The sequence below is a fragment of the Ruegeria sp. HKCCA4812 genome (genome assembly GCF_013034245.1).
In the GTDB taxonomy this organism is placed as follows: Bacteria; Pseudomonadota; Alphaproteobacteria; order Rhodobacterales; family Rhodobacteraceae; genus Ruegeria.
Genome location: NZ_WQFQ01000001.1, coordinates 1,214,764 through 1,226,094, shown reverse-complemented (window position 1 = coordinate 1,226,094; position 11,331 = coordinate 1,214,764). Strand labels below are relative to the sequence as shown.

Genomic DNA, 11,331 nt, shown 5'->3' with positions numbered 1-11,331 from the left:
GCAAATCAAAAGGTGCTGCAGTGCAGAATAATCCGCATACCACGCTCATTACATCCGATGCTCCGGTCACGGCCCATACCCATGGCGGGCGGGCCAAGTGTCTGCAACGGCTGGTCCGACTGGACCTGCCGGTGCCCCGGACCGTCGCCTTGTCGTTTGATGCGGTCCATCAGATTGCGGAAGGCGACGTTCCGAACCTTGACGCGATCCTTGAGCAATTCGATCCCACGACCTTGCTGTGCGTCCGACCAAGTTCTGAAGATCCCGATTGGGGTGGGCCCGGTGCGGTTCTGAACATTGGCATGAATGATGCACGCTATGTGGACCTGTCCGATACCATGGGGGCAGAGGCCGCCGCTGCGCTGTATCTCAGGTTCGTTCAAAGCTATGCGATCCACGTGGCGCGGCTGGACGCGGATGTGTTTGATGACATCGACATGGATGGCAGCGAAGGCCTGCGCCATTCCCTGCGCGCCTACGAAGATGAAACGGACGAGGCCTTCCCGCAGGATCGGGGTGAGCAGTTGATCGGGGTTTTACGCTCGATGGCCCGCGCATGGGACGGGACATCCGCCCGGCTGCTGCGGCAGGCCAAGGGGGCCCCGGCAGATGCCGGTCTTGGGCTTGTCATTCAAGAGATGATCCCGGGCGTCGGGCAGGGTGAGTGCGGATCAGGCGTGCTTCAATTGGTCGACTCGACCACCGGAATGCCGCAGATCACGGGGCGCTACCTGAGCCAGAGCCAGGGCCGGGATGCGCTGGGCGAAGATGTGGCCGCGCTGTTTCTTGAAAAAGACCCGCGAGGACCGTCGCTTGAAGAAGTCGCGCCCAAAGCCTTTGCCGAGTTGAAAGAACAAGCCGCGCTGATGCGCGAAAAACTGCGCGAAGAAATGCAGGTCGAGTTCGTCATTCAAAACGGCAAAGTGCACATTCTGGATGGCGTCCGGGTTCAGAGAACGTCGCGCGCAGCGATGCGGATCGCCGTTCGTCTGGCTGAAGACGGGATCATACCGCCGCAAGAGGCGGTGATGCGTGTGGACCCCCATGCGTTGAATGAACTTTTGCACCGGCAGGTCCATCCGGAAGCGCGGCGTGATGTTCTGACAACGGCCATCGGTGCCAGCCCGGGCGCCTCAACCGGAAAGATCGTGTTTACGTCGGCAGAAGCGCAGGCCAGTGCCGCGCGTGGAGAAGCATGCGTTCTGGTCCGCCGCGAAACCTCGCCCGAGGATGTGCGCGGGATGCATGCCGCCGTGGCGGTTCTGACGGAAAAGGGCGGCATGACCAGCCACGCCGCCGTGATTGGTCGTGGACTTGGCCTGCCGTGTATCGTTGGTGCCTCAGACATGCGGTTCCAGACCAAAAAGAAGATGCTGACCGCGCCCGATGGCCGTGTTTTCAAAACCGGTGATATTCTGACAATCGATGGCAGTTCCGGTCAGGTGCTGGCAGGGCAGCCAGCCATGCTTGAGGCCGCGTTGGATGATTGTTTTCAGACATTGATGGCCTGGGCCGATGCCGAGCGTGATATTGACATCCGCGCCAATGCCGACACGCCGGCCGATGCGCAGACGGCGCGCAATTTTCAGGCTCAGGGGATCGGCCTGTGCCGGACGGAACATATGTTCTTTGAACCCGGTCGCCTGATCGTGATGCGCGAGATGATTTTTGCGCAAACGTCTTCGGGCAGGGCGGCCGTGCTGGAACGTTTGCTTCCGATGCAACGCGAAGACTTTGTTCAACTGTTCAGAATCATGGAAGGGCAGCCTGTCTGCATTCGCCTGTTCGACCCGCCTTTGCACGAGTTCCTGCCCACCACGCGCAGCGGTCAACGGGAATTGGCCGAGGCTCTGGATTTGCCGGTTTCCGATGTCGAACGCCGGGTCAATGCGATGACTGAATACAACCCGATGCTGGGTTTGCGCGGCGTTCGTCTGGGCGTAACGGTGCCGGAAATTTATGACATGCAAGCGCGCGCGATCTTCGAAGCCACGCTTGATGCCAGAAAGAACGGCGCCCCGGTCGTGCCCGAAGTGATGATCCCGCTGGTCTCTGCCAAACGAGAGGTCGAACTGGTCAAGTCCCGCATCGATTCGGTGGCGGCCGCGGTCGCGTCAGAACGAGGGCAGGAGTTTGAATATCGGCTGGGTGTGATGGTTGAAACCCCGCGTGCCTGTCTGCGCGCGGAAGAGATCGCCCCGCAGACCGCGTTCATGAGTTTCGGTACCAATGACCTGACGCAGATGACCTATGGTCTGTCCCGCGACGATGCCGGCCGGTTCATGTCCGCCTATGTTCGCCAGGGTGTCTTCGGCGAAGATCCGTTTCACGTTCTTGATCCGGATGGGGTCGGGGAATTGCTGAAGCTGGGAGCCGAGCGGGGACGAGCCGCGAAACCGGATGTAACCCTTTCGGTTTGCGGAGAGCACGGCGGAAACCCCGAATCAATCGCCATTTGCAGGGATTTGGGGTTCGACTATGTTTCGTGTTCGCCGTTCCGGGTTCCTGTCGCTCGGCTGGCTGCCGCTCAACTGGCGATTTCCTCCAGACTTGGGGGTTGACAGGGGCTGAAAACCCAAGGATTAGTGGGTTATCAGAACACTCGCAGGCGAAATTTATCTTCGCTGCGGGCAAGATTCCACTTGCATTTTCCGAAAGACTGGACCTTTGCGCTCGATTGCGTTAGATGCCTCGTCGCGCCCGCCGGGGGAGGGTATGGCGCGTGAAGTGCCTGTGCGAGGTTATCTGATGCTACGTTACATAATGGCTGTTGCCACAATGGCGGCAACCGTGCTGCCGAGTGCGTCCTTCGCCGAGAGGGAAGCAATTGATACTGCAAAGAAAGAACTTGTCGCCCGCAGCGAATTGCCGGCGCAAAGCTTTCGCGACTATTTCAAACTGTTCCAACCGCGCAAGTCGGCCAAACCTGTTGAAGTAACATACTCCAAGGACTGGCTTGACCAACAGCCCAAGGCGACCGGTGACGAAAACTGGAAGTGCCTTTCCGAGGCGCTGTACTTCGAAGCGCGTGGCGAAAGCGTGCGTGGTCAGTTTGCGGTGGCCGAGGTCATTCTGAACCGGGTCAAAAGCAGCCGCTTTCCAAGCTCACTGTGTGGTGTGATCCGCCAGGGCACCGGCAAGAAATACCAGTGCCAGTTCACCTATACATGTGACGGTCGCAAAGAGGTCATCCACGAGAAGAAAGCGTATGAGCGCGTGTCCAAGGTCGCTCGGGCCGCCATTGATGGTATCGGCCAAGAGCTGACCGAAGGGGCGACCCACTACCACACGACGGCGGTTCGGCCATCTTGGTCGCGGGTCTATAAACAGACCGCGCGGATCGGTGTGCACATTTTCTACCGCCACAACTATCGGACAGCGAGCAACTGATTGACGCACCCGCGCTGGAAGCTTGGTGGCGCGCGGCAGGTTGCAGTCTATATTGCGGGCCAGGAGGCCCGTAATGCTTTTCACCCGACGACACATTCTGAAAACAGCCGCCGCAGTCACCATTGTGCCGGTCGCGGCCGGGGCCGCCGGTTATCCGCCCCTCAAGGCGCGTCTGAGCCGACAGCGCGTTGCGCCCGATGGGTTTCCTGACACGACGGTCTGGAGTTACGGTGACACAGTCCCCGGTACGATCATAAAGGTCGATCAGGGCGCAAGCGTTCAGCGCAAGCTGGTGAATGACCTTCCCCAACCCACATCGGTGCATTGGCACGGAATACGCATCGATAACGCCATGGATGGTGTGCCCGGCCTGACGCAGGATGTTGTCGAACCGGGCGGCACTTTTGACTATGACTTCGTTGCCCCGGATGCAGGCACCTATTGGTACCACGCGCACAACCAGTCGATGGAACAAGTTGCCCGCGGGCTTTACGGGCCGCTGATCGTTGCAGAGGCCACGGCACCGGATGTCGATCAGGATCTGGTGCTGATGTTGGATGATTGGCGGTTGAACCCTGAGACCGCGCAGATAACGGATGATTTCGACAATGGCCATGATCTGAGCCATGCAGGTCGGATTGGGAACATCCTGACCGTCAACGGATCATTCGATCCCGCGTTTGCGGTACGCAGAAACGAGCGACTGCGACTTCGATTGGTCAACGCGTCCAATGCCCGGATATTTGATCTGGATCTTGATGGTCTTTCGGGGTGGATCGTCGCCTTGGATGGAATGCCCGTGGAAACACCGCTGCGGCTGTCGGGCTCTTTCCCGCTAGCACCTGCGCAGCGTGCGGATCTGATTGTGGATGTCGTCACCGAGGGCGAAACGGCAAGCCTGGTCAGCGTCGAAAGAGATGGTTCCTTTGGGCTGGCACGGTTCGAGGTCGGTGGAAACGCTGCCGAGGCGCACAGGCAGGGCGTGTCAGCATTGCCGCCTAACCCTTTGCCTGAGATCGGGAATCTTCAACATGCCAGAACGCACCGGATGGTTCTGCAAGGTGGTGCAATGCGCTGGCTGGAAAGCGCCCGGCTGGGTGAAACGGAACTGTCAGGCCGCGAGCTGGCGCAGTTGGGCAAATTCTGGGCACTGAACGGTTACGCCGAGCGCCCCGAAGATCCGTTTCTGGATGCGGCCGTCGGTAGTTTGCACAGGATCGAGTTCGTGAATGAAACCGCATTTCCGCACGCAATGCATCTGCACGGGCATCACTTCCGGCTGATCATGGACGATGGCTCTCTGGGCCCCTGGCGTGATACCGTTCTGGTCGGGCGGGGACAGGCGCGCCAAATCGCATTGGTCGCGGACAATCCCGGCAACTGGTTGCTGCATTGTCATATGCTTGGGCATGCTGCTTCGGGGATGATGAGCTGGTTTCGGGTCTCGTGACGCCGCATTCGGCGGTTGGAATGGCGCTTGTTTGAATGCTATAGGCCCTCGCGACGCCTATAGTAGGCAAACTATGCAACGAGCCCGAAAAGGCCTGACCCATGAGTTCTGAAATCCGTCTGGCATTCGCACACCCGTCCGAACGGTCCGAGGCGACGTCTCCTCGGGGGCCGTTGGATCGTATCTCGTTGCGCGACCATATCGTCGAAGTCGAAATTGGCGCCTTCCAGGCCGAGCGGGGAACAACCCAGCGGATCTGCTTCAACATCGTGGTCGAAGTCCGGCCTCTGACGGACCCGATTGATGATGATGTGGATCGCATCCTTTCATATGACCGCGTAACGGAATCCATCGCCTATGAGCTGGCAGCCGAGCGCCTGAACCTGCTTGAGACATTGGCCGAACGCGTTGCGGAACGCATCCTGCTTGAACCTCAGGCTGTAAGAGTCTTTGTTCGCATCGAAAAACTGGATCGGGGCCCGGGTGCGTTGGGGGTTGAGATCGTGCGCGGAAAAGACTCGGTCCATCATGAGGTGGCCGAAGAAGAACGCCCGCATCCCCGCCTTGTCTTCCTGTCGAATGACGCCATCGCCTCGGAAAACCTGAAGGGTTGGATCGATCAGTTGGAGAACCGCCAGCGCCCGCTGATCCTGTGTGTCGGGGCGTCCGACCTGGCCGCTCCGCAAACGGGTCATGCGATGACGCAACGCCGAATTGACTTGTTGGCAATTGAACAGAATGCCTGGGTTCTGGCGGCACGGGACCATCGCTGTGTGGTGGTCTCAACGCGGACCGAATTGGATTGGGCGATGAAGAATGGCCAGATCTGTGTCTGGGCCCCATCCAAGATCGTTCTGGATGCCGTTGACGGCCCGTCTGCCGCCCCGTCGGATGCCGTGGCACTGGCTGCATGGTTCGCGGCGACCTTTGAAGCGAGCGAAATGATGGTGATCGGCGGCGCATTGCCGACGGAACCCAAAACGCCCTTGCGCGCTGTTGCGGTGGATCAGGCCCAGCTGTGAGAACCTATTTCAGACCACTGGTACAGCATGGAGCGACCCGTCCCACAGGCGCTGTGCCGCTGGCGGGCCAACCCCTTTGGTTCACCCATGTCGAAGCGCTGCGGCGCGGGTTCGAACCCGAAATCGTCGCGGCCTCGGACGTTCCGCCAGATTACCTGAGCCGTTTGAGCCAACTGCGGGCTGACGTGACGGGCCTTGATATGCAGCTGCCTCATATCATGGGGATTCTGAATGCCACGCCGGACAGTTTCTCGGATGGCGGTGTTCACAGCTCGGTAGATGCTGCTCGCGTGGCTGCGGTGAATATGGTGGCGCATGGTGCCACGATTCTGGATATCGGCGGAGAGTCCACCCGTCCGGGTGCGGATTTTGTCCCGGCCGGGGAAGAGATCGCGCGAACCCGCCCGTTGATCGAAGCGATCCGGTCGGAAACAGGCGCTTTGATTTCCATCGATACACGAAAGGTCGATGTCGCCAAGGCAGCCTGCGCGGCCGGGGCGGGGTTGGTCAACGACGTCTCGGGCTTCACCTTCGATCCGGCATTGGCACCGTTCTGTGCCGCGCAGGGTGTGCCTGTCTGTGTCATGCACATGCAGGGTGACCCGGCGACGATGCAGATCAATCCGCAATACGACAATGTATTGCTGGATGTTTACGATTTTCTCGAAGGTCAGATCGCGTTGCTGGAACGTCTTGGCCTAAGCCGCGATCAGATCGTTGTGGATCCCGGGATCGGGTTTGGGAAGACCGAGGATCACAACCTGACCCTTCTGCGCAATCTCAGCCTGTTCCACGGCTTGGGCTGCCCGATCCTGTTGGGCGTGTCGCGCAAGGGCTTTATTGGTACCATCGGAAAAGAGCCTTGCAAAACTGCCCGCGCGCCGGGATCAATCGCGGTGGCTCTGGCGGGATTGTCTCAGGGCGTGCAGATCATCCGCGTTCATGACGTGGCCGAGACCTCTCAGGCCTTGCGCCTATGGGCTGCTGTCCGGTAATCCGGTCGCACGGCAAATCACGGAGTGACACCTATGCGCAAGCTGTTCGGAACCGACGGGGTGCGGGGCACCGCCAACACGCATCCGATGACGGCAGAGATGGCGTTGCGTATCGGGGCCGCTGTCGGGCGGTATTTCCGACGGGACGCGACAGGGGTGCACCGGGTTGTCATCGGCAAGGATACGCGTTTGTCCGGCTATATGCTGGAAAACGCGCTGACGGCCGGTTTGACGTCCACTGGAATGAACGTGCTGCTGCTGGGGCCCGTTCCGACGCCCGCCGTTGGCCTCATGACGCGGTCCATGCGGGCTGATCTGGGCGTCATGATCTCGGCCAGCCACAACCCTGCCGAAGACAACGGAATCAAGTTCTTTGGGCCGGACGGCTATAAACTGTCCGATCAGGCCGAGGTCGAGATCGAAAGGCTGATCGACGAAGGCGTCGGACCCGCCCAGGCGCAGAATATCGGCCGGGCGCGCCGGGTTGATGACGCACGGTTTCGCTATGGCGAACGTGTGAAGTCGTCGTTGCCGCGGAACGTCAGTCTGGATGGTTTGAAGGTGGTGATCGATTGTGCGAACGGCGCAGCCCACCGCACCGCGCCAGAGGTTCTGTGGGAGCTGGGCGCAGAAGTGATCCCCGTGGGAATCGCGCCCAACGGCAAGAACATCAATCTCAACTGCGGATCGACCAAGCCACAACTGGCCGCAGAAACCGTTGTCGCGCATGGCGCCGACGTGGGCATATGTCTGGACGGCGACGCGGACAGGGTGGTTGTGGTCGACGAAACCGGCCAGGTGGCTGACGGCGATCAGCTTATGGCTTTGCTGGCGACGGCATGGAAGAAATCGGGCCAGTTGAAGGGTGGCGCCCTGGTTGCGACCGTCATGTCCAACCTGGGCCTGGAACGCCATCTGACAGCGCAGGGTTTGCGTCTGGAGCGAACGGCCGTCGGTGATCGCTACGTGGTCGAACGGATGCGTGAAGGTGGGTTCAACCTTGGTGGGGAACAGTCCGGCCATATCGTGATGAGCGATTACGCCACCACCGGTGATGGGTTGATGGCCGGGCTGCATTTTCTGGCGGAAATGGTTCTGTCGGGGCGCAAGGCATCTGATCTGTCCAAGCAGTTCGAAACCGTTCCGCAGTTGCTGAAGAATGTGCGCTATTCCAGCGATCAAACACCGTTGGAGGTTCAAAGTGTTCAGGCGGCCATCGCCGATGCCGAGGCGCGGTTGAACGGGCAGGGCCGGTTGTTGATCCGCAAATCCGGGACCGAGCCTCTGATCCGCGTGATGGCTGAATGCGAAGACGATGGGTTGCTGACCCAAGTTGTCGACAGCATCGTGGCAGAGGTCGAAGCCGCCACAAGCTAATTCCCGAACAAAACCTTTCGCAGGCTGAACCATTGACTGATGGCCATGCCGGTCAGGATCAGGGCCAGAGCGATGAAAAAGCGCAGGGGCAGGGCCTCGGACAGGATCCATGCGCCGAACACCATCGACCAGATCGGCACCTGGTAATTCACCAATGTCAGGAAAACCGACCCGGCGCTGCGGGTGATCGAAACACGCAAAAGGGTGGCAAACGCGGTTGGCAGCAAACCCAGAACGATCAGGGCGATTGTCGGGCGTGGGCCTTGCCAGGTCGGCAGCCCCTCGGTGAGCAGCATTATGGGCAGAAGAAGCGCGGCGCCGACAACCAGTGTCAGGGCAGCCAGCACCAAAGGGTCAACCGGCGGGCAGCGTCGCGTCAGCACGGATGAACTTGCGTAACACAGCGCCGCCGTGATGCAGGCCAGTTGCGCGACGGGTTCTGCCCCCTGGCCCAATTGTGCAAGGCCGGGTCCGATCAAAACCAGGGCCCCGGAAAAGCCAAGGCACACCCCCAGAAATCGGCGCAGGTTCAGTGGCTCATCCGAGAAGAAATGCGCCAGCGGCAGCACCATCAGCGGGATGGCAGCCATAGACAGCCCTGCAAAAGCAGATGGCACAAATTGCTGCCCCCAACTCAGCAACATGAATGGCACGGCAGTGGACAGCACGCCAATAAGGACAATCGAAACACTCAGCGCCGGCGTCAGAACCGGCAGCTTGCGACCGGTCGCCCTCATCATCAGCAACAGGGTAACTGCGCCCAGCGTGGTTCGTGAGGTGGCAACGGTGATTGGGCCATACCCTTCAAGCGCCATGGCAACGACCATGAAAGTCGCGCCCCAGATCAGGCCCAGCGTGAAGACGCCGCTCCAGTCCTGTTTTGTCGGCTGTTGAACCATTGATTGTCCTGTCGGAACGCGCGGGTGCGCCAAAAAATTAAACCTGACCGGCTGTTTATGTGCCTTGCCGGACCTTTGTTCAAACGAAAAGGGCGGCCACATGGGCCGCCCTGTGACAGGCTTCCGCCCTACTTAGTTCTTTTCTTTGTCGACCATCTTTCCGGCCGATATCCACGGCATCATGCCGCGCAGATTGGCACCGGTTTCTTCGATCATATGCTCGTCATTGGCACGGCGCGACGCTTTGATGGTCGGCTGGCCAACAGCGTTTTCCAGCATGAAATCACGAACGAATTTACCCTGCTGGATGTCGTTCAGTACTTCTTTCATACGCGCTTTGGTTTCGTCGTATTTCAGGATGCGCGGACCGGTGACGTACTGGCCGTACTCGGCGGTGTTCGAGATCGAGTAATCCATGTTGGCAATGCCGCCTTCATAGATCAGGTCAACGATCAGCTTCACTTCGTGCAGGCACTCGAAATAGGCCATTTCAGGGGCGTAACCGGCTTCGACCAGAGTTTCAAAGCCGCAGCGGATCAGTTCGACCAGACCACCGCACAGAACGGCCTGTTCGCCGAACAGGTCGGTTTCACATTCTTCACGGAAGTTGGTTTCAATGATGCCCGAGCGCCCGCCACCGATGGCCGAGCAGTAGGACAGGCCGATTTCCAGCGCCTTGCCGGTTGCATCGTTGTGGACAGCGACCAGGCAGGGTACGCCGCCGCCTTTGGTGTATTCGCCGCGCACAGTGTGGCCGGGGCCCTTGGGGGCCATCATGATGACATCGACGCCTTCTTTCGGCTCGATCAGGCCGAAATGGACGTTCAGGCCGTGGGCAAAGGCGATGGCCGCGCCCGGCTTGATGTTGTCGTGGACGTATTTTTTGTAGGTCTCGGCCTGAAGCTCGTCGGGCATGGTGAACATGATCACGTCACACCAGGCGGCCGCCTCGGCGATGCCCATGACTTCCAGGCCCTCTGCTTCGGCTTTCTTGGCCGAAGGCGAACCTTCGCGCAGGGCGATGACCAGGTTCTTTGCGCCTGAATCGCGCAGGTTCAGCGCGTGCGCGTGACCTTGCGACCCATAGCCCAGGATAGCCACTTTCTTGTCTTTGATCAGGTTGATATCGCAATCGCGATCGTAATAGACGCGCATTTCGCCGGTCCTTTCTGGTTTGATTGCGGCGGTTGTATCTGCCCGTTCGCGCAATGGCGATAGGGTTGGGCTTGAGTATTTGCGAAAAAGATGAAGAATAATTCGCGCTAATCGGAGAATGTGAAAAAATCATGCTTGATGATATTGATCGGCGCATTCTGCGCCACTTTCAAGCAGACCCGAGCCTGACAACAGCGGAACTGGCCGATCTTTGCCGGATCAGCGCGGGCGTCTGCTGGCGGCGAATCGAAAAGATGCAGGCCGCAGGGATCATCGAAGGTCAGGAGGCCGTGATAGACTGGGCCGCGATGGGATATGCCGTCGAGGTTTCGCTTCGGATCACGCTCGACAAGACGCAGGCCCGAGCTTTCGACGATTTCACGCAGGCGGCGCGTGAAGTGGCAGAGGTGATCGAAATCCAGACCTTTCTGGGTCGTGTCGATGTTCGTCTTTCCGTCATTGCAAGAGATATGAAGCACTATCAGCAGCTTTATCGCGACCGGATTCTGACCCTGCCGCATATTGCTGATATCGAAGCCCTTATGCACATCGCGCGGGTCAAGCGGGACGAGGTGCTGCCGGTATGATCGAGCTGGATGAGATTGATCGCCGTCTTCTTCGCGCGCTGCAACAGGATGCCACGCAAAGTGCCGGAGCATTGGGGCGCAGGTTCGGGTTATCCCAACCCGCCACCTGGCGTCGCATTCGCCGGCTGGAAGACGCAGGAATAATCAAGGGCCGTCGGCTGCGTCTGAATGCCGAGGCGCTGGGATTCGGTGTGACAGTCTTTCTGGGCATCAAGCTGGGGCGCAAGGGCCAAGTCAGCCTTGAAGATTTTGAGCGCGCTGTCAGTGCCGTTCCCGAGGTGCAGACCGTCGAGCACGTGCTGGGGCTGTATGATTATCGACTGCGTGTCGTGGCCCGGGACCTGGCCGATTTCGAACGTGTTTTGCGGCGCCGGATCATGACTCTGCCAGGTGCAGGCGACGTCGAGGCCAACGTTCTGCTGAGCGAAGAACGTCTGCCCGGTCCCATCGGCTGAA

Annotated in this window: 10 protein-coding genes; 8 read left to right on the top strand and 2 right to left on the bottom strand. The window is 59.6% G+C overall.

Translation table 11 applies throughout. The annotated features are described in order from the left end of the window. Positions 1-20: 20 nt before the first annotated feature. The 6 genes from GOW04_RS06110 (at position 21) to glmM (ending at position 8,234) form a co-directional block, all read left to right on the top strand. Positions 21-2,561, top strand: coding sequence for a pyruvate, phosphate dikinase (locus tag GOW04_RS06110; RefSeq protein ID WP_171119583.1), 2,541 nt, complete (start codon positions 21-23; stop codon positions 2,559-2,561). A 187-nt stretch (positions 2,562-2,748) separates the two neighbouring features. Continuing rightward, positions 2,749-3,390, top strand: a complete 642-nt coding sequence (locus GOW04_RS06105) for a cell wall hydrolase (protein ID WP_171231857.1) — start codon at positions 2,749-2,751, stop codon at positions 3,388-3,390. Between the two features lie 73 nt (positions 3,391-3,463). Continuing rightward, positions 3,464-4,840 carry a multicopper oxidase family protein gene (locus tag GOW04_RS06100; protein WP_171231856.1) on the top strand — a complete coding sequence of 459 codons (1,377 nt, stop codon included), beginning with the start codon at positions 3,464-3,466 and terminating at the stop codon, positions 4,838-4,840. Positions 4,841-4,941: 101 nt separating this feature from the next. Then, positions 4,942-5,862 (top strand): dihydroneopterin aldolase, encoded by a 921-nt coding sequence (locus tag GOW04_RS06095; RefSeq protein WP_152457620.1) that lies wholly within the window; start codon positions 4,942-4,944, stop codon positions 5,860-5,862. Then, positions 5,859-6,857: a dihydropteroate synthase gene (gene folP, locus GOW04_RS06090; RefSeq protein ID WP_171231855.1), complete on the top strand. Its 999-nt coding sequence runs from the start codon at positions 5,859-5,861 to the stop codon at positions 6,855-6,857. Before GOW04_RS06095 ends, folP begins: the two co-directional genes overlap by 4 nt. A 33-nt stretch (positions 6,858-6,890) precedes the next feature. Next, positions 6,891-8,234, top strand: a complete 1,344-nt coding sequence (gene glmM, locus GOW04_RS06085) for a phosphoglucosamine mutase (RefSeq protein WP_171231854.1) — start codon at positions 6,891-6,893, stop codon at positions 8,232-8,234. Here glmM and GOW04_RS06080 read toward each other — a convergent pair. Together GOW04_RS06080 and ilvC are read right to left on the bottom strand one after the other, a co-directional pair. Further along, positions 8,231-9,133 carry a DMT family transporter gene (locus tag GOW04_RS06080; protein ID WP_171231853.1) on the bottom strand — a complete coding sequence of 301 codons (903 nt, stop codon included), beginning with the start codon at positions 9,131-9,133 and terminating at the stop codon, positions 8,231-8,233. The genes glmM and GOW04_RS06080 overlap by 4 nt on opposite strands. Before the next feature lie 132 nt (positions 9,134-9,265). Then, positions 9,266-10,288: a ketol-acid reductoisomerase gene (ilvC, locus tag GOW04_RS06075; RefSeq protein ID WP_171231852.1), complete on the bottom strand. Its 1,023-nt coding sequence runs from the start codon at positions 10,286-10,288 to the stop codon at positions 9,266-9,268. A gap of 131 nt (positions 10,289-10,419) precedes the next feature. Here ilvC and GOW04_RS06070 point away from each other — a divergent pair, with 131 nt between their 5' ends. Together GOW04_RS06070 and GOW04_RS06065 are read left to right on the top strand one after the other, a co-directional pair. Beyond that, complete coding sequence (locus GOW04_RS06070; protein WP_152457625.1) at positions 10,420-10,875, top strand: Lrp/AsnC family transcriptional regulator; 456 nt, start codon at positions 10,420-10,422, stop codon at positions 10,873-10,875. Next, positions 10,872-11,330: an Lrp/AsnC family transcriptional regulator gene (locus GOW04_RS06065; protein WP_171206860.1), complete on the top strand. Its 459-nt coding sequence runs from the start codon at positions 10,872-10,874 to the stop codon at positions 11,328-11,330. Before GOW04_RS06070 ends, GOW04_RS06065 begins: the two co-directional genes overlap by 4 nt. Position 11,331 lies beyond the last annotated feature (1 nt).

What these genes read in the sequence shown, in the direction of transcription:
- GOW04_RS06105 (WP_171231857.1), top strand. Translation starts at nt 2,749, where the DNA reads ATGCTACGTTACATAATGGCTGTTGCCACAATGGCGGCAACCGTGCTG.
- GOW04_RS06100 (WP_171231856.1), top strand. Translation starts at nt 3,464, where the DNA reads ATGCTTTTCACCCGACGACACATTCTGAAAACAGCCGCCGCAGTCACC.
- GOW04_RS06095 (WP_152457620.1), top strand. Translation starts at nt 4,942, where the DNA reads ATGAGTTCTGAAATCCGTCTGGCATTCGCACACCCGTCCGAACGGTCC.
- glmM (WP_171231854.1), top strand. Translation starts at nt 6,891, where the DNA reads ATGCGCAAGCTGTTCGGAACCGACGGGGTGCGGGGCACCGCCAACACG.
- GOW04_RS06080 (WP_171231853.1), bottom strand. Translation starts at nt 9,133, where the DNA reads ATGGTTCAACAGCCGACAAAACAGGACTGGAGCGGCGTCTTCACGCTG.
- ilvC (WP_171231852.1), bottom strand. Translation starts at nt 10,288, where the DNA reads ATGCGCGTCTATTACGATCGCGATTGCGATATCAACCTGATCAAAGAC.
- GOW04_RS06070 (WP_152457625.1), top strand. Translation starts at nt 10,420, where the DNA reads ATGCTTGATGATATTGATCGGCGCATTCTGCGCCACTTTCAAGCAGAC.
- GOW04_RS06065 (WP_171206860.1), top strand. Translation starts at nt 10,872, where the DNA reads ATGATCGAGCTGGATGAGATTGATCGCCGTCTTCTTCGCGCGCTGCAA.